Origin of the sequence: Mangrovimonas sp. ST2L15, assembly GCF_001280515.1 — a bacterium.
In the GTDB taxonomy this organism is placed as follows: Bacteria; Bacteroidota; Bacteroidia; order Flavobacteriales; family Flavobacteriaceae; genus Mangrovimonas; species Mangrovimonas futianensis.
The window spans coordinates 1,534,442-1,551,881 of the sequence record NZ_LBIQ01000030.1 but is presented as its reverse complement, the minus strand read 5'-3'; the positions used below and the strand labels follow the sequence as shown (position 1 = coordinate 1,551,881).

At 35.1% G+C, this 17,440-nt stretch carries 17 protein-coding genes; 9 read left to right on the top strand and 8 right to left on the bottom strand.

What is annotated here, in order from left to right:
• Positions 1-26: 26 nt before the first annotated feature.
• The 3 genes from ZA07_RS10820 to ZA07_RS10810 all read left to right on the top strand — a co-directional run bounded on the left by ZA07_RS10820 (position 27) and on the right by ZA07_RS10810 (position 4,709).
• On the top strand, positions 27-1,946 hold the full coding sequence (locus ZA07_RS10820; RefSeq protein ID WP_053971699.1) for a transglutaminase family protein: 1,920 nt from the start codon (positions 27-29) through the stop codon (positions 1,944-1,946).
• A 6-nt stretch (positions 1,947-1,952) separates the two neighbouring features.
• The gene (locus ZA07_RS10815; RefSeq protein ID WP_082316565.1) at positions 1,953-4,115 is read left to right on the top strand and encodes a DUF3857 domain-containing protein; all 2,163 of its coding nucleotides are present in this window, start codon (positions 1,953-1,955) and stop codon (positions 4,113-4,115) included.
• Positions 4,116-4,286: 171 nt separating this feature from the next.
• Entirely contained in the window at positions 4,287-4,709 is a 423-nt protein-coding gene (locus tag ZA07_RS10810) for a DUF2141 domain-containing protein (RefSeq protein ID WP_053971697.1), read from the top strand.
• 50 nt (positions 4,710-4,759) lie between these two features.
• Here ZA07_RS10810 and ZA07_RS10805 read toward each other — a convergent pair whose 3' ends face one another.
• Positions 4,760-5,239 carry a Dps family protein gene (locus ZA07_RS10805; protein ID WP_053971696.1) on the bottom strand — a complete coding sequence of 160 codons (480 nt, stop codon included), beginning with the start codon at positions 5,237-5,239 and terminating at the stop codon, positions 4,760-4,762.
• A gap of 114 nt (positions 5,240-5,353) precedes the next feature.
• On the opposite strand from ZA07_RS10805, the gene ZA07_RS10800 reads away from it, so the two are divergent.
• Complete coding sequence (locus ZA07_RS10800; RefSeq protein ID WP_053971695.1) at positions 5,354-6,295, top strand: LysR substrate-binding domain-containing protein; 942 nt, start codon at positions 5,354-5,356, stop codon at positions 6,293-6,295.
• 55 nt (positions 6,296-6,350) lie between these two features.
• Here ZA07_RS10800 and ZA07_RS10795 read toward each other — a convergent pair whose 3' ends face one another.
• The 3 genes from ZA07_RS10795 to ZA07_RS10785 all read right to left on the bottom strand — a co-directional run bounded on the left by ZA07_RS10795 (position 6,351) and on the right by ZA07_RS10785 (position 8,004).
• On the bottom strand, positions 6,351-6,548 hold the full coding sequence (locus ZA07_RS10795) for a hypothetical protein (protein ID WP_053971694.1): 198 nt from the start codon (positions 6,546-6,548) through the stop codon (positions 6,351-6,353).
• A 134-nt stretch (positions 6,549-6,682) separates the two neighbouring features.
• Entirely contained in the window at positions 6,683-7,483 is an 801-nt protein-coding gene (locus tag ZA07_RS10790) for a TIGR00266 family protein (RefSeq protein ID WP_053971693.1), read from the bottom strand.
• Between the two features lie 65 nt (positions 7,484-7,548).
• Positions 7,549-8,004, bottom strand: a complete 456-nt coding sequence (locus ZA07_RS10785) for a DUF4442 domain-containing protein (protein ID WP_053971692.1) — start codon at positions 8,002-8,004, stop codon at positions 7,549-7,551.
• 144 nt (positions 8,005-8,148) lie between these two features.
• On the opposite strand from ZA07_RS10785, the gene ZA07_RS10780 reads away from it, so the two are divergent.
• From ZA07_RS10780 to ZA07_RS10760, 5 genes are all read left to right on the top strand, one after another.
• The gene (locus ZA07_RS10780; RefSeq protein ID WP_053971691.1) at positions 8,149-8,595 is read left to right on the top strand and encodes a DUF4870 domain-containing protein; all 447 of its coding nucleotides are present in this window, start codon (positions 8,149-8,151) and stop codon (positions 8,593-8,595) included.
• A gap of 52 nt (positions 8,596-8,647) precedes the next feature.
• Positions 8,648-8,992, top strand: coding sequence for a PadR family transcriptional regulator (locus ZA07_RS10775; protein ID WP_053971690.1), 345 nt, complete (start codon positions 8,648-8,650; stop codon positions 8,990-8,992).
• Positions 8,985-10,757, top strand: a complete 1,773-nt coding sequence (locus ZA07_RS10770) for a PspC domain-containing protein (RefSeq protein ID WP_053971689.1) — start codon at positions 8,985-8,987, stop codon at positions 10,755-10,757. The genes ZA07_RS10775 and ZA07_RS10770 overlap by 8 nt, the downstream gene beginning before the upstream one ends.
• Positions 10,758-10,857: 100 nt before the next feature.
• Entirely contained in the window at positions 10,858-11,574 is a 717-nt protein-coding gene (locus ZA07_RS10765; protein ID WP_053971688.1) for a head GIN domain-containing protein, read from the top strand.
• Positions 11,575-11,659: 85 nt separating this feature from the next.
• Positions 11,660-12,490 (top strand): GIN domain-containing protein, encoded by an 831-nt coding sequence (locus tag ZA07_RS10760; RefSeq protein WP_053971687.1) that lies wholly within the window; start codon positions 11,660-11,662, stop codon positions 12,488-12,490.
• On the opposite strand, the gene ZA07_RS10755 is transcribed toward ZA07_RS10760, so the two are convergent.
• From ZA07_RS10755 to ZA07_RS10740, 4 genes are all read right to left on the bottom strand, one after another.
• A complete protein-coding gene (locus ZA07_RS10755) occupies positions 12,485-13,069 on the bottom strand; it encodes a YceI family protein (protein WP_053971686.1) in 585 nt (194 codons plus the stop codon). The two genes, ZA07_RS10760 and ZA07_RS10755, sit on opposite strands and share 6 nt — an antisense overlap.
• A 29-nt stretch (positions 13,070-13,098) precedes the next feature.
• Positions 13,099-14,397 carry a hypothetical protein gene (locus tag ZA07_RS10750; RefSeq protein ID WP_053971685.1) on the bottom strand — a complete coding sequence of 433 codons (1,299 nt, stop codon included), beginning with the start codon at positions 14,395-14,397 and terminating at the stop codon, positions 13,099-13,101.
• A gap of 25 nt (positions 14,398-14,422) precedes the next feature.
• Positions 14,423-14,989 carry a YceI family protein gene (locus tag ZA07_RS10745; RefSeq protein WP_053971684.1) on the bottom strand — a complete coding sequence of 189 codons (567 nt, stop codon included), beginning with the start codon at positions 14,987-14,989 and terminating at the stop codon, positions 14,423-14,425.
• 173 nt (positions 14,990-15,162) lie between these two features.
• Positions 15,163-17,328 carry a prolyl oligopeptidase family serine peptidase gene (locus ZA07_RS10740; RefSeq protein WP_082316564.1) on the bottom strand — a complete coding sequence of 722 codons (2,166 nt, stop codon included), beginning with the start codon at positions 17,326-17,328 and terminating at the stop codon, positions 15,163-15,165.
• Positions 17,329-17,440 lie beyond the last annotated feature (112 nt).

The window sequence follows — 17,440 nt, the reverse complement described above, 5'->3', positions numbered from 1 at the left end:
ACTAACTATTTTGAACGAACCCAACCATGAAAAAAAAATTAACCCTAACTCTCCTTTTTTTATCTACACTCGTTTATTGCCAGAAACAAATCGATCCAACTCCTGAAGATATCACTCAGGCCAAAAGCCTAAAAGTGGTATATCCTGATGATGATGTGGTTTTAATAAACAGTAACGATTATATCGAATTTGACATCAATAAAGACAACCAACAAGTTATTGTTAACCATAAGGTTGATCAAAACCTGATGAACATTAGTTCTAGAGCGGACATTCAGACCTATGATATGTACAACAGCGAATCGAATGTGGAATATTTTATTATCAAATACAGAAATGACAAGGAAGCTCCCTTCTCGCCAAAATATGAGTCATATACAAGTAATGATCTATTTCACAATGATACCAAAGTGGTTTATACCAATTTGGACTTCCCTGTTCAAGGATATCAATATGCTTTGAGTTCAAAAAAGAAATACGAGGACATTAAATATTTTACCTCCATTTATTTTCCGGATGACTATCCCATATTAAATAGAACAATAACTTTTGTTGTTCCTGATTGGTTAGAATTAGAACTTAAAGAAATGAATTTTGATGGCTTTGATATTGAAAAAACAGAAGTCTATGATGAAAAGAATAAGACTCGAACTATTTCTTTTACCGTAAGCAATTTGGACGCCCATTATGATGACAAAATGGCTCCAGGACCAAGTTTTATCTATCCACATATTCTAGTTTTGGCTAAATCATTCACCTACAAAAAGGAGAGTCATACCTTATTTAAAAATACAAAAGATCTTTACGCTTGGTACAAATCTCTTGTTGATGATATGACCGATGAACCTTTTCAATTTCAAGGTAAGGTTTCAGAATTAACCAGTAATACATCATCTGATGAAGAAAAAATAAAAAACATCTACTATTGGGTTCAAGACAACATTAGATACATTGCCTTTGAAGACGGCATTGCGGGATTTAAACCAGATGATTCCCAAAACGTATACAACAAACGCTATGGAGATTGTAAAGGTATGGCCAACCTCATCAAGCAAATGCTAATCCTTGCTGGTTTTGATGCTAGATTGACTTGGATTGGAACCAATCACATTGCATACGACTATTCAACCCCCTCTCTTTCTGTGGATAATCACATGATTTGTACCGTAATTAAAGATGGCAAAAAAATATTCCTTGATGGAACTGAAAAATACAATCCATTTGGCGAATATGCTGAAAGGATACAGGGTAAACAAGCTTTGATTGAAAATGGAGACGACTATATTTTGGAGCAGATACCGGTTGCCACTTCAGCAGATAACCAATCACACTTTATTTATAATGCCAAAATCGAAAATGATGAAATTGTTGGTGATGCCCACATCACCTATAAAGGTGAGAGCAAAGCCTCTTTTTTATACAATTACAATAACTTAATGACCAATAAAAAAGGGGAAGCTCTTAACTTTTACCTGAACAATGGGGATCATAACATTATTGTAGCAGACATAAATCCTTCCGATTTTAATGACCGTGAAAACGACCTAAACCTAGACTACCATTTAATCTTAAAAAATACCATTTCCAGTTTTGATGGTACCATTTATTTAGATTTGGACAAGGACAGGGAATTTGCAACTTATAATTTAGAAGATCGAAAAACCGATCTTGTTTTTAATTTTAAAAAACACCTTGAAAGCGAGATAAACTTAGAAATTCCAGAAGGTTATACCATTGAACATCTGCCAGAAGCCATTGATGAAGAGAACGAAGACTTTAAAATTCATTTGAGCTATAATCTGAACAACAACATTTTGGAATATAAAAAACTGTTTATCATTAAAAATGCAAAAATAAAGAAAGCAACATTTGAACACTGGAACAAAACCATAGAGCGCTTAAAATCTACGTATAACGAACAACTAATATTAACCCTGTCCAAATAACTAACCATGACTAATAAATTAATTCTTAGCCTATTCCTACTTATGAGTATTACAATTGGCTATTCCCAAACAAAGGATCAAATCAAAAAAATTGCTGCTGTAGAGGAAAAATTATGGGGAGCCGAAGCGCCTTATCACGATGTTTTTGAAATTCCACAAAAATGGGAAAGTGAATCGGCGGTGTATATTTACAGGTCCGTGAACTACTATTACATTCGTCCGCAAAACAGCATCGAGTATACAAGGGTTGTTAGAAACAGAATCAAATTACTGGATCAGGCAGCGGTAAATGACTATTCAGAATTCAAGTATAAAAACAACAACGCTAAACAAAAACATTTGTACACCTTCCACTTAGGTCTTAAAGTCATCAAACCCAATGGAGAGGAGCATATTGTTGACGTTAAAGAGGAAAAAATTGAAGGGGAAGAAGAAACCAAGTTGGCAATACCTAATTTGGAAAAAGGAGATATCATCGATTATTATTTCTATTCAGATATGATTCCAGGTGAAAATGATCTTTATCGCTTTGATGAAGTGGAAGAAACCGTTGAGGCTACGTATCCTATTATGAATTATGAATTCAACCTCTACACAGAAAAAGACTTCTTTATAAGTTTCAATACCTACAATGGGGCACCAGAACTTCAAGAACAAGATGTAGCCGAAAAGAAAAAAAGACACTACAGTTTTGAAATGAAAGATGTCGATGAGAACACTTATCCCAGATGGTTCTATCCATATGTGGAGTTACCCTGTTACAAATTTCAGGTGAATTTTGCCAGAACCCGAAAAAATGAAAAAAGAGCTTATGCCTTTATTCCTGAGGAAGATTTTGACATAAAAAAAACAGTCACCAAAGAGGAGGTATATACCTTTTATGAGGACAAGTTGGCTCCTAGCGGAGATATTAAGCAAGTAAGGCACTTTATAAAAGAACATGATTTTAAATCTCAAACAGAATTGGTTACTGCCGTATTCTATTTCATGAGACATAAATTTTACACCAATTATATTGAGGCAATTGTCATTGAAGATGCCAAAATCATGAATCCCTTTGCTTATTATATGAACGCCATCTTTTTTAACAATGACGAATCTTTTGTTAGATATTTTGCCCAAGTACTTAAAGATCAAAAAATCGATTATGAAATATTGGTAGGTACCAAAAGATTTAATGGTAGTATTGACGAACTTTTATTGGAATACAATGCCGATTTCGTTTTAAAAGTCAATACCGAAACACCTCTTTACATAGATACGTTTGATGCTTACGCTACCATCAATAAGATATCGCCATTGCTCGAAAATTCGGAGGCATACTCTTTAAAGACCACCAAAAAGGCTGTAATCTCTGAGATTGCCCATGCCAAATTACCTGCTTCCACTTATGAAGAGAATAATTCAAAAGAAGTTGCAAACATTAGCTTTAAAGATGGTTTTGAAGGTTTGGTTATAGATAGAAATTCTTATCACATAGGGCATAACAAATCTGATGAGCAAAAATCCAGATTGGAGTATTTTGATTTTGTTTATGAAGATTATGACAAATACAATTCAACCTCGGTGCTTGAATTTGCTGGTAAGAAAAAGGACCGAGAACGTCATAAAACTGAATATGAGTCGTTGTTGAAAAAATTAAAAGAGAAGCAACAGGAAAATTGTAAAAAACTTACTTCTTCAGAATATGACTTAAAATTAGATGACTACTCATTTGAAGTGATAAAAACGGGACGTTTTAAAACAGGTGATCCATTAGAATTGAAAGAACATTTCACTACGGAAGGAGATCTTATTAAAAAAGCGGGACCTTCTTACATCCTCGAAGTAGGAAAACTTATTGGAGGTCAATTTGAAGTCAATGAAAAAACCAAAGAACGTACCCAAAATGTGTATTCTCAAAATCCCCGTTCTTATACAAACGAAGTTAATATTACAATTCCTGAGGGGTATGAAGTTTCTGGTATAGATAAATTAAATTTTAATATAGACAACATCACAGGAGCATTTGAAAGCTCAGCCTCCTTGGATGGGAACACTTTAAAAATTCAAACCAACAAATCCTACAAAAATTACTTTGAGCCAAACAGTAATTGGCCTTTGATGTTGGAGTTCCTTGTGGCAGCCAATCAATTTAATGAAGTTAAAATTCTATTTAAAAAGAGTTAGAAAAATATATTTACACTACCCAACAAAGAAGCCTCAATATCAATTGAGGCTTATCTTTTTCAGTCAAATACAATTCACTCCTCTTTCTTAACAATTCAGGAAATAATTATTTCCAAATTTGTGTTATTCAACAATCTTTGAAGTGTATTAATCAAGAAACACATTACAATTATGAGAACTCTAGCTATTTTTATCGTTTGTCTTTTGACGCAATTTGTAACACAAGCTCAAGAAGAAAAATCAACTTACACAGTAACCATTCATGTCAACAATTTTTTAAATGAAAAGGGACATGCGTTAATTGGGCTTCACAATCAGGAGACTTTTATGAAAGGAAAGGGCATTGAAGGATACAAGAAAGAAATAACCGATGGAAAGGTGCAGGTCACCTTTGATAATGTTAAGCCTGGAACCTATGCCATCATGGTGTTACATGATGAAAATGACAACAACCGCATGGATTTTGACGGTTCAGGAATGCCTGCTGAGTCTTATGGAATGAGCAACAATCCGATGTTATTTGGACCTCCATCCTTTAATGACGCCAAATTTGAAGTTACAGATCAGGATATCGAAATGACTGTCAGGTTTTAAAAAAAAAGCGCCCTTATCCTAGGGCGCTTTTTCAATCTTTCTATTATTCATTATACAGTTTCTCCTAAGAAAGCTTTCATCATCCAAACGGTCTTTTCTTGCTCGGTGATAAAATCACTCATCATGGAATTGGTACCTTCATCATCAAACTCATCAGACTTGCCTAAAATATCTCTTTCAATTTTAAGTAATTCTGTTAACGAATCAACAATCAATCTCACTGCTTTTTCATCTTCCGAAATGTTTTTACCTACTGGCACTTTAGCCGAGTTTGTATAATCCTCAAAAGTATGTAGAGGTGTTGATCCTAAAGTTAAAATACGCTCAGCAATTTCATCAACTTTTAAATTGGCATCGGTATATAATTCCTCAAATTTTGCGTGAAGATCAAAAAATCGTTTTCCTTTAATATTCCAGTGAATACCTCTTAAATTTTGGTAATAAACTTGAAAATTAGCCAAAAGCATATTTAGGTCTGTTGCCAATGCTTTGGTATTTTTTTCATCTAATCCTATACTATTTAATGTCATATCTATGTGTTTTAATATCTTATTTCTACTACAAATTTAATCTATAATTAACAATCTACTCTATAAGTTTTATTGATAGTTTTTATAATTTTATAGCCGCAATCAATATAACTTATGACAATAACTCAACTATATTATGTTTTGGCTGTAGCCGAACATAAAAACTTCACCAAAGCAGCAGAAAAGTGCTTTGTAACCCAGCCAACTTTGAGTATGCAAATTCAAAAATTAGAAGATGAATTAGACATCTTAATTTTTGATCGCGGTAAAAAACCCATTGAATTAACTGAGGTTGGAAGAAAAATAGTAATTCAGGCCAAAAACATTGTAAATGAATCCTACCGAATTCAAGATATAGTTGACCAACAGAAAGGCTTTATTGGGGGAGAATTTAGATTGGGTATCATCCCAACAGTCATGCCTACCTTATTACCGATGTTTTTGAAAACTTTTATCAAAAAATACCCAAAAATCAATCTTAAGATTGAGGAATTAACAACAGAGGAGATTATCTCTAGAATTACCGAAGGCCATTTAGATGCGGCTATCGCAGCAACTCCTCTAGAGAATGAACATATTAAAGAACGTGTTTTATATTACGAACCATTTGTTGGTTATATTCCAGAAAATCACAAACTCCATTCTCAAGATAAAATCAAAATAGAAGAGTTATCGTTAGATGATATGCTACTTCTAGAAGATGGCCATTGTTTTAGGGAAGGCATCATCAATTTGTGTAAAACGTTTAAAAATCAAGAAGCAGATCAATTCCAATTAGAGAGTGGTAGTATTGAAACCTTGATCAAATTATCAAACGAAGGTTTGGGAATGACTTTACTTCCTTACCTACACACCTTTGATCTTAACGAAAATTACAAGAAAAACCTACATTACTTTTACGAACCGAGTCCAGCAAGGGAAGTGAGCTTGATTTATCATAAAAGTGAACTTAAGCTTCAAATTATTGAGGCGCTTCATAAAGTTATTACAGGCATAGTAAGAGGAGCTATTGCCTTCCAAAATGTAAAAATTGTTAGTCCACTTCCTGTAAAATGATAACAAACAACTTCAAAATAAAAAGAGCGACTTTTCAGTCGCTCTTTTTATTTAATTATGGTTTTAAATAAATTAAACATTGATTCAATTCTGGGTTTTGTGTAATCAAGGAATCAATAAAGACTTTTAATTCTTCAATTTCATACGGTAGTAATCTTTGAAGGGCCTTTTGAACTTCCTTGCAAAATAATGAAACATCAAAACTCACTTTTCTAAGTACCGTTTTGGTGTACTCAAACATTGCTCTAGCCATAATTTTAGGGTTTAGTTTTTGGTAGTAGTGTTTATAAGCACTCAGTTATTTAGTTTCATTAAATGTAATAAAAAAACGTTTGAGTGTGAGAAATAATTTAAATTTTTAACAAAAAATATCAACTAAGTTATTAACTAAAACCGATTATCGCCATCTAGTAAATCACCTAAACCTCCTAAAATACTACCTTCTCCTTTATCCTTTCCTCCTCCTTGAGGTGCACTTGCCAAAACTCTTCCTGCCAATCTGCTAAAAGGTAACGATTGGATATAAACGGTTCCTGGTCCCTGTAGTTTGGCAAAAAACAAACCTTCTCCACCAAATATGGAGTTTTTGATACCTCCTACAAACTCTATATCATAATCAACGTCCTGCGTAAACCCAACAATACAACCAGTATCCACCTTTAGAACCTCACCTGCTTGCAAGGTTTTTTTAGCCAAGGTACCTCCAGCATGCACAAAAGCCAGTCCGTCTCCTTCTAATTTTTGCATAATAAATCCTTCTCCTCCAAAGAACCCCCGGCCTAAACGTTTACTAAACTCAATACCCACGCTCACACCTTTTGCTGCACATAAAAAGGCATCCTTCTGGCAGATAAACTTACCTCTGTATTCCGTTAAATCAATAGGAATTATTTTCCCTGGGTAAGGGGACGCAAAACTGACACATTTTTTACCCACTTGTGTATTATAAAAAGCGGTCATAAATAAGCTTTCCCCTGTTAGTACACGTTTTCCTGCTCCTAAAATAGAACCTAAAAAACCTTTATTCTTTTCAGAACCATCTCCAAAAATGGTCTCCATTTGAATGCCTTCATCCATCATCATCATGCCTCCAGCCTCAGCTACAACCGCCTCTTGAGGATCTAATTCAATTTCTACATACTGCATTTCTTCACCATAAATCCTGTAATCTATTTCGTGTGATGTCATTGTATTTCGTTTTTTATTGATTATACACTATTAGTGAAGGAAATGTTCTATTCGTTACATCATCCTCAACTTTTAACCTTTATAGTCCATTCAAACTGAAAATTAGAAACCTCTACCCCTTCTTCATTAACTCCCGTTGACTGCATCCAAATGGTTTGTCCCTCCCCCGTTTCAATAGCCTTGGCTATGGTCTCATCCAATTGATTCCCATCATGACAACTAAAAGTAATACGTCCAGTTGCCTTTTTAGTAAAGCTACCTTTGTTATTGGCTACAAGCATGGAAATTTTCTTTCCACTTTCTTTAATCTTCATCATCATCAAGGAACCTGTTGTCAATTCGGCGGCCATTCCCTGAACTGCCCAAAACATGGAATTAAAGGGATTTTGATTAAGCCACTTATGCTTTACCGAGACAACACAGCTAGAAGCATTAATTTCCTTAACACGCACGCCCGTTAGATAAGCAGAAGGAAGTTTGAACATTAAAAATTTATTGAGTTTACTGGGTGAAATTTTCATATATATTTAAAATAGAACACCAAATTACTGAAAATACTCAAGACTTCAATTGTTAATAATTTGTTAATTTTAAGTACTATGTTTTGCATAATACCTTCTTTTAGATATATATTTGTATAAGAAATTACTATATGAATTGAAATCATGTTAGACAACCACCAAAAAAATATCGCCACTTTAATACATCTATCTACTTTCACTAGGTTCTTTTTCCCTTTGGGAAATTTCATCGCTCCCATTGTTTTATGGGCATTGAATAAGGATAAGTCAGAATTTGTGGATAGCCACGGGAAACAAGCTATCAATTTTCAGATAAGCATTTTATTATATGCCTTAATATTAGGTAGCATTGCTATCCCATTGTTTGCATTCAATCTATTTAGCGGATTTGATTTTATCAATTTCAACAATTTTGATCATTTTCATATCAGTATTAGCAAACCGTCTCCTCTTCTTTTCATCACAGGAGGCTTAGGAGTAATCGCTTTTATTGGTTTCATCATAGAACTTGTATTAATAATAAGAGCAAGCTTAACGGCTAGAGAAGGGAAGCCATATCACTATCCTTTCACCATCAATTTCATCAAATAATCATCATATCAATCAAAAAATGAACAGTTTCACATCTAAATCGAATTAAAACATGAAGATAGAAAACACAAAAGCTCAAATGCGTAAAGGTGTTTTGGAATACTGCATCTTATCTATCCTTAGGGATGAAGATGCTTATGTAGCAGAAATTCTAGACACCTTAAAAGACGCCAAAATGCTGGTAGTGGAAGGTACCATCTACCCTTTATTGACCCGTCTTAAAAACGCTGGACTTCTTAACTACCGTTGGGAAGAATCTACTTCAGGTCCACCGAGAAAATATTACGGACTTACCGAAACTGGTAAGCTCTTTCTTAAAGAATTAAACACCACATGGAGCGAATTACAAAACGCTGTAAACCTAGTAACAAGCCAAAAAATAAAACGAGATGAATAAGACAGTCAACATAAATTTAGCAGGTATATTTTTTCACATAGATGAAGATGCATACTTAAAATTACAACGCTATCTTGAGGCTATTAAACGTTCATTTACAGACTCTCAAGGTCGAGCAGAAATAATTTCTGATATCGAGGCCCGTATTGCCGAATTGTTTAGCGAGCGTGTAAAACACGACAAACAAGTGATAGGCATCAAGGAAGTTGAAGAAGTCATTGGCATCATGGGGCAGCCTGAAGATTATTTGGTAGACGACGAGATTTTTGAGGACGAACCTATTTCTTCTTCTTACGGTAAGTCAACCAGATCATCATCAACCAAAAAATTATACCGAGACCGTGACAACTCCTATATTGCAGGGGTATCTTCTGGATTGGGTCATTATTTGGGTATCGATGCCATTTGGGTGCGTTTACTTTGGATCTTGCTTACCATAGGTTCTGGCGGTACGTTTATATTTATTTACATTCTTTTCTGGATTTTGGTTCCTGAGGCCGTTACTACAGCTGAGAAATTGACCATGACCGGAGAGCCTGTGAACATCAGCAACATTGAAAAAAAAATTCGAGACGGAATTGATAATGTCTCCGAAACGGTAAAAAACGTTGATTATGAAAAATACGGGCAACGTGTAAAAAGTGGTTCTAAAAATTTTTTTGACACCATAGGCGATGTCCTTTTATTTCTCTTAAAACTCTTTGCTAAATTCATAGGGATCATCTTAATTATCATTGGCGTTTCGCTGCTCTTCGGACTCATAGTAAGCTTATTGTCATTTGGTAGTTCCACCTATTTTCATCCATGGTGGCTTGATTACCCAGATGCACTAAACACCACAGGATTACCATTATGGTTGGGATCGGTTTTATTGTTCTTCCTATTCGGAATTCCATTATTCTTTATCCTTTATTTAGGCTTGAGAATTTTGATTACCAACCTGAAGTCTATAGGTAGGGTTGCCAAATTCACACTGTTAGGCCTTTGGTTATTATCCATAGTAGGATTGGTTGTAATCAGTATTAAAGAAGCATCACACTTTGCCCTTGAGAATTCTGTATCGCAAACAGAAAAACTGACCATCAACCCACAAGACACCTTACAAATTAAGATGGTGGCTAGTGATTATGACAAGTACAAATATGGTATGCACAGAAGCAACGGTTTTGAGGTAAAGTACAACACCGAGGATGAAAAAGTAATCTTTTCAAGAAACGTGAGGCTTACCATTAAATCGACACAAGATTCTGTAGCTAGCCTTATTATAATGAAAGAAGCTAAAGGAAGTGATTTTATTGAAGCCAGAAACACAGCAGAGAATATTGACTATAATTACAGCTTCAACGGAAAGACCTTGTCATTGAATAACTATTTACATACTGATTTCGAGAACAAGTTTCTAGACCAGAATGTCAACTTGGTATTACAATTACCTGTGGGAACTGTTTTTAAGTTAGACCAAAACACAGCTTCATTTTTAGACCACAGAAGCTATGAGGGTGGATTGGTTTCCTTTAGCGACGCCTCACATTTATTAATGGTCATGGAAGACGAAGTCATCTGCATTGATTGTGATGTTGAAGACGAATTTGATGTGAATATCAATATCCAAAAAGAGGAAAACGGATTAATCATCAACAGTCAAGGCATTAAGATCAAAGACAATGGTGATAGTCTCGAAATAAATAGCGATGGTATCAAAGGATCTTCTGATGATGTGAAAATGGATATTACAGAAGATGGCATCCACATCACCAGCGAATAACAATTAAGTCATCAAATTTTACAACTGAAGGAACTATAATTTTAAGAATCAATTAATCATCACATATTTACAATCTAAAATCAATCAAAAATCTATTATCATGGGAACAATTGCAAAATTAATCGTAACCGCCATTTTATCACTATTATTAAACTCTTGTATGTTTGATATGGGAGTTCGTGGAAATGGAAACGTAGCTACAGAAAACCGACCGGTTTCTGAGTCCTTTAATGCTATTGAAGTAAGTCGAGGCCTAGATGTATTCATCACCCAGGGCTCCTCAGAAAGTGTTACTGTAGAAGCAGATGAAAACCTTTTAAACATCATAGAAACTTCAGTAAACAATGGTGTTTTAAAAGTAACTGCCAGTCAAAATATTTCGCATGCAGCATCCAGAAAGATTTTTGTAACAGTTAAAACCATCCAGTCTATTTCAGCTTCTAGTGGAAGCGATGTGACTGCTACCAACCAGATACAGACAGACCATTTGGACTTAGGAACCTCTAGCGGAAGCGATCTAAATCTTAAGGTTCAGGCCAATTCCATCTCCGCCAGATCATCAAGTGGCAGCGAACTGGATCTTGAAGGAAGCGTCAATAACTTTTCGGCTACGGCCAGTAGTGGAAGTAGCATTGATGCTGAAAAACTAATTGCAATAAACTCGCAGGTTAAAGCTAGCAGCGGCTCAGGCATTACTGTAAATACGCAGAAAAAATTAACTGCAAAGGCTAGTAGTGGGGCTGATGTGAAATATATTGGGAATCCAGAAATTTTAGATAAAACCGATGGGGTTTCTGGTTCTGTAAGACAAGAATAAATATCATCTGACCACCAAAAAATGCCATCCTGTTGTGTTTAAAACATATCAGGATGGTTTTCTATATTTGCACCAAACCATTTATATGAAGAACATTTTACTAACCTGTTTGATTGGATTCTCTATCATTCAGTCTGCTTTAAGTCAAGAAAAAATAAAAGGTAACAAACAAGTTACTACCGTAGAAACAAAAGTTGACCCCTTCCACAAATTGGTGGTAGGCAATGATTTTGAAGTTATCCTAAAAAAATCTTTTGACACGTCGGTTGAAGTAGAAGCCGATGAAAATCTTCACGATATCATTCATATTACAGTTTCAGAGGGTGCCTTGGTAATAGAAACTACAAAACGAATTGTTTCAAGTAAACGATTAAACATCACGGTTAACTATAACAGTGACCTAAATTATATTATAGGGAAAGGAGATTCTGAAATAGCAGCGATTAGCACGATGGTTACTAATAACCTTAAAATAGAAGCCAGAGATGATGCTGAAATTTCCTTGAATATAGAAACAAGCTATTTTCAGTTGAATGGGCATGGAAAAGGTGACATGAAATTTAATATAAAAAGCGATTCTACAACCTTGGACCTTAATGAAAATAGTAAAATAGAAGCATTAATAAATAGTCAATCACTTAAACTGGACCTTTTTGATAACGCCTATGCGACTTTAGAAGGAAATTTGCAAAAATTGGACTTGAAATGTTCTGGAAATTCAGATTTAAGAGGAAATAATTTAACTACAAATACAGCTAAAGTTTTTATTCAGGATAATGGCGAAATTTCCATTCATGTCAATAATTCCTTTGAATTAGAATCTATAGGTAATGGAGATGTGGATCTTTATGGAGCGCCTCAAATTACCATTCACAAATTTGATGGTACCTCACAATTAAAGAAAAAGGAACTATAATTTTTGAAAGAAGAGATTGAAATCGATATCAATATCATTACAAACTTTAATCATACCCATCGCCTTTTTAGGGGCTTCGAGCTCGTAGTCTGTGATATTGATTCTTAAATTACCTTTAACTCCTAACTTAACGCTATCAGAAATATTGACAGGTACTTTATAGCGCTTGGTTCGATTACAAATAGTGACATCCATTGTGGTGTAAACCACATGATGTTCAATATTTTCTTTGGTAATTTCTATAAGCTTTAGGGAAATATCAGGAAAGATATCAGTTTGCATCAACTTATTGAAGTCCTTGTTGATCATTTTACTACCGCAGTCAAAAGCTGTACTCTTTAGAATTAAATCGGTGTTTGTAAAAACAAGCTTATCGTTTTCCTGTCTAAAATTTACTTTTTGTTTGGTTTCCACTCGGCTCATATCATAAGCACAAGTGAACTTGTTAACATTAGTGGAGCCTATAATTTTTAATTCACTCCTTTCGGATATCAGGTATGTTGCTTCATTAAATCCCTTATCATCTACTAGAGATTTAAAACATAACACACTGACCAGAATTAAAATTATAGGCTTCACTTTATAAATTTAACCAAATTTTCTGGAAATTAGAAACTAATTACAGCTTCTACTACTACTCCATTAAATTGACCATCATATAAAATACTAGTATTGTCGTATCCATCATATTTTTGATTCACATACTCAACTTTTGCTAAAATGTTTTTGGTCATAAACCAACCGGCACTAAGCTGTGTTCTGTTGATATCTGGTTCAGTTCCATCAGCTAATTCCCCTTTAACAGTGTTGTAACGTCCACCTACATAGAAGTTTTCAGTGCTTCCAAATCTGTAGATAAGTTCTCCAGCAAATTGAGTTGTTTTACGGTCATCAACTTCAGATGAAGCTCTACCACTAACAAATTCTGCAGTTCCGAAGAATTCCAAACCTCCGAATTTCACAAATGGATTGAACATAATAGCTGTTATACTGTTTCTGAAACCTGGATCATAACGTCCTGATCTGAATGGGCTTTTAGCAGCAGCTTCCTCATTTTCCATTACAAAGTAATATCTAGAACCAGCACGGTCTGCAGTATATAAGTAGTTTGAAGGCACATAACCTGTATTATACAAAGATCCTGTTAAACGCACTCTTAGGTCATCACTAAGTTGACTGTCGTAACCTAATTTTGCCAAAAAGGAAGCTCCACCAGTTTTTCCATTAGATCCCGCTTCTACAGATTGGTTTAACTTACCATTAGAGAAACCTACCATACCGATAAAACCATTTCTTTGATAGTAAACCTCAGCACCTACTTCTGTAGTAAACGAATCCATAATTAAGTTTCCAACAAATGGGTTGAACATGGCTTGTGCATTGTCAGTTCTTCTAAAGTGGGCATCACCATAGTTATTCTCCATGTGACCTACTTTAATAGTGGTGTATTTCATTAGTTCACCTAAAGTACCTTCACTAATAAAGTCTAGGTTATCAATTTGAAAATATCCACCTTTTACATAAGGTTCTGGGTGGTGACGAGAAGACAAATAAGTTCTTAAGTGCATTCTTACACCTTTTGCCAAAGCTACATCTAAATCTAAGTTGGCAGTAGCTAGGTTAAAGTTGCTTCCTATTTCTTTTAATGGAAGAACTGTTCCGTCATCAATTAAAGCCTGATCTACACCATTTTCGTGATCTATAGCTTGGAATTGAAGAGTAGATGATCCACCTATTCTAACCCTTACTCCATCAAATGTGGAGACAGTATCTTTAGGCGCTTCAAATACATTGATACCTCTTTGATCTGGATCTCTATAATTATCCAAATGTCTTTTCTGTGCTTGTACGGCGCTAAAAGAAAGCACCAATAGAAATAAAACCGATAGTTTTTTAAAATTTTTCATTTCTAGTTTCGTTTTTGTTAAGTATTTATTTAAAAGTTGTATTAAATTTGATGGTAACCTTGTCTCCAGTTTTAATGGTTCCCATTAAAGCTTTAGGCGGGTCGATACCAAAATCCGTCATTTTTATGGATTCACTACCTGTTAAATTAACGCCACTTGGAAGCTTAGTTAAAAGCATTTCAAAGTTGACATTTTTAGATGCCCCCACAATCGTTAATGTTCCTGACACATTCAATTTAAAGGTGGAGTCATCTACCTTTTCCAGTTTGTTGACTTTAGAAAATTTAAAAGTTACATTTTTGTACTTTTTAGTGTTCAAAGCTTTATAGGTATTGCTATCCATACCGCTTTTTCCGCTTTTTAAACTTTCTGAAACAACTGACATGTTAAGGTTAGAAATTTGACCGGCAGCCAAATCACTAAACTCAATAGTTCCTGAATAATCTTCGGCTTCAATATCCCAATCATGTAGACTGGATGTTCCGGAAATAATGATCGATGATCCTGTTTTTTGGATCTTAAAGCTTTGCCCGATTGAAGAAATTGGACACAGCAACAAAGCCACGATGGCTAATTGGATAAAATGTCTCATATCTGATTAATTGTTTGATACAAATGTAATACCGAATGACTTTCGAAAACATGACATAAATCATACTATGTGTAACATTTATCACACAGGCTCAACTATACCGTTATAGTTCGAAAACTTCGCTAAAAAAACAAAAAACCTAGACTTTTAAATCTAGGTTTCGGTTTATACTTTTAATCCTTAATCGGCTCTCTCATCTTAAATTTCGGGTGTCCCGATTGCCAGTAAAAAAATGAAAACACATTCGAAAATCTATTTAATGCTTTGGTTAATGCAACACCGCCTCCATGTCCTCCTTCAAAATCTGTTAAAAAAAGAATCGGTGAGTCACCTACATTATCATGTTGTAACTTGGCCGCAAATTTTGCTGGCTGCCAGGCTATAACCCGAGGGTCATTAATCCCGGCAGTAATAAGGGTTGCAGGATAGTCTGTTCCCGGCTTAAGATTTAAATAAGAATCCATCTCCAATAAACCCTTGAACTCTTCTGGATCTTGAACCGTTCCAAACTCTGGAGTATTTACTGGTCCGTTAGGTGTCTCTTCCATTCTTACGGTATTCATGGCTCCTACCATGGGTGCGGCGGCTACAAAAAGATCGGGACGTTCAGTAATAGAGCGTCCTACTAAAATCCCCCCTGCACTACCTCCAAAAATGGCTAATTTCTTAGAAGATGTGTATCCTTCTTTAATAACATATTCTGCTGCTGCTATGGCATCTTTCCACGTATTAGGCTTATTCAACTTTTGACCCGCTTTATGCCATGAATCTCCTAACTCTCCGCCACCTCTTACATGAGGAACTATCAAAACCCCATCATAAAGAGTATAAGCCAATGTAATAGGGCTAAAAAACGGACTCGTTGAATTTCCATAAGAGCCATAACTATAGATTACCCCAGGATTGGAGCCATCCAATTTGATGTTTTTATTATAAATAATAGAAACAGGCACCATTACCCCATCATGAGAAGCAACTATCACTTCTTTAGCTATTAAGTCTTTAAGTTCTGGGTATTCTGCTGGAGTAGAAAGCGGTTGATATTCAAATACATCGTCCTTAGGATGATAAAGATATCTCTTGTCTGGTGAAGTCCATCCTGAGATGGAAATCCAAATATCACTAAATTCTGAGCTCTTATTCGATAAAGAAGCATCACCCGCCGTAAAAGGTAGTTTTAATTTCTTAGGAGTAGATGAATTGTATGCTAAAAAATAAACTTGAGCCTCTACACCATTTTTCATGGTAGTATAGTACAAGCCATCTTTTGTCAATTTCATCCCTGTAATAATTTCGTTCTTGGACTCGGGAACTACAGTTGTTGCTTTAGACACATCCAAATCTTGAAGAGATACTTTTTTAATCTGATAATTGGGGCTGTCCAAATACGTCATGAAATAAAGATGCTTATCATTGACTTCATAATCAACAATCAGGTCTGACCTTTGAGATAAGGACTTCCATACTTTTGAATTACCAGATGCCGATTGAAAATAAGCTCTTGTGTTTTTATCTACGGATCCTATAATCAAAACATTCAGTCCTGCGTTTTTGTCATAAACTACCATAGGAATCTCCATCCCATCGACACCTAAAGCCTCATATTCTTCTTTAGAAAAGTATATATTATCCGCTTCTTGTTCAGTTCCCAATTGATGTACATAGACATTCGTAAACATTTTTCGGTTCATGTCAGTCACATCGGAAGAATGGAATTTGTTGTAGTAGAAAGCATCTCCTGAAGGCAGCCAAGAAATACCACGTCCTAATTCTATGGTTTCTTTAAATTTCTCTCCTTCACTGGTGAAAATAAGGACTTCCGGATTTTCAGATCCATTTGCTGCCAGCGTTACTGCAACCTTATCTCCTTGATTATTGGGGGTAATCCCATTAATGGTGTATGTCTTTCCTGAATCCTTTTTGTATTTGTTAGGATCAAAAAAGAGCGTTTCCTTGCCCTCATATCCATCACGTTTATACATTTTAAAAATCTCTTCTCCAGGAACGCGCTTTAAATAAAAGTAAGTATTATCATCTGTAATCCTTAAACTGCCTATGGCCGCAGATGTTCTGTTCATCAATTCCATCATCTTGTCCAGCATTTCTTGTTTACCAGAAATGTTATCCAAAACAGAATTGGCATATTGGGCATTACCCTTCATCCAATTGATAACAGAGGGGTCATCTAAGTTTTCCAGATACTGGTATGGATCTTCAATGGTAACACCATGGTAGGTATTCTTTACAATGTTTTGAGGAAGGACTTCTGGTTGAGCCAATTTTTGAGACCAAACCATGGCGCTTACAAAGAGACACCAAGCATATAATACTCGTTTCATGTGAGAGGTTTTAGAGTGTTCTTAATATGCTATTAATAGATCACTTACAGGGAATCTCCTCCTAATATACAAAAAAAACCGAAGCATATGCTTCGGTTTCAATAACTTACAA

Bases quoted from the DNA above. Each gene is read 5' to 3' on its own strand.
- ZA07_RS10765 (WP_053971688.1), top strand. From the start codon at position 10,858: ATGGGAACAATTGCAAAATTAATCGTAACCGCCATTTTATCACTATTA.
- ZA07_RS10820 (WP_053971699.1), top strand. From the start codon at position 27: ATGAAAAAAAAATTAACCCTAACTCTCCTTTTTTTATCTACACTCGTT.
- ZA07_RS10785 (WP_053971692.1), bottom strand. From the start codon at position 8,004: ATGAAAATTTCACCCAGTAAACTCAATAAATTTTTAATGTTCAAACTT.
- ZA07_RS10775 (WP_053971690.1), top strand. From the start codon at position 8,648: ATGAAGATAGAAAACACAAAAGCTCAAATGCGTAAAGGTGTTTTGGAA.
- ZA07_RS10740 (WP_082316564.1), bottom strand. From the start codon at position 17,328: ATGAAACGAGTATTATATGCTTGGTGTCTCTTTGTAAGCGCCATGGTT.
- ZA07_RS10800 (WP_053971695.1), top strand. From the start codon at position 5,354: ATGACAATAACTCAACTATATTATGTTTTGGCTGTAGCCGAACATAAA.
- ZA07_RS10790 (WP_053971693.1), bottom strand. From the start codon at position 7,483: ATGACATCACACGAAATAGATTACAGGATTTATGGTGAAGAAATGCAG.
- ZA07_RS10780 (WP_053971691.1), top strand. From the start codon at position 8,149: ATGTTAGACAACCACCAAAAAAATATCGCCACTTTAATACATCTATCT.
- ZA07_RS10760 (WP_053971687.1), top strand. From the start codon at position 11,660: ATGAAGAACATTTTACTAACCTGTTTGATTGGATTCTCTATCATTCAG.
- ZA07_RS10750 (WP_053971685.1), bottom strand. From the start codon at position 14,397: ATGAAAAATTTTAAAAAACTATCGGTTTTATTTCTATTGGTGCTTTCT.
- ZA07_RS10805 (WP_053971696.1), bottom strand. From the start codon at position 5,239: ATGACATTAAATAGTATAGGATTAGATGAAAAAAATACCAAAGCATTG.
- ZA07_RS10770 (WP_053971689.1), top strand. From the start codon at position 8,985: ATGAATAAGACAGTCAACATAAATTTAGCAGGTATATTTTTTCACATA.
- ZA07_RS10815 (WP_082316565.1), top strand. From the start codon at position 1,953: ATGACTAATAAATTAATTCTTAGCCTATTCCTACTTATGAGTATTACA.
- ZA07_RS10745 (WP_053971684.1), bottom strand. From the start codon at position 14,989: ATGAGACATTTTATCCAATTAGCCATCGTGGCTTTGTTGCTGTGTCCA.
- ZA07_RS10810 (WP_053971697.1), top strand. From the start codon at position 4,287: ATGAGAACTCTAGCTATTTTTATCGTTTGTCTTTTGACGCAATTTGTA.
- ZA07_RS10795 (WP_053971694.1), bottom strand. From the start codon at position 6,548: ATGGCTAGAGCAATGTTTGAGTACACCAAAACGGTACTTAGAAAAGTG.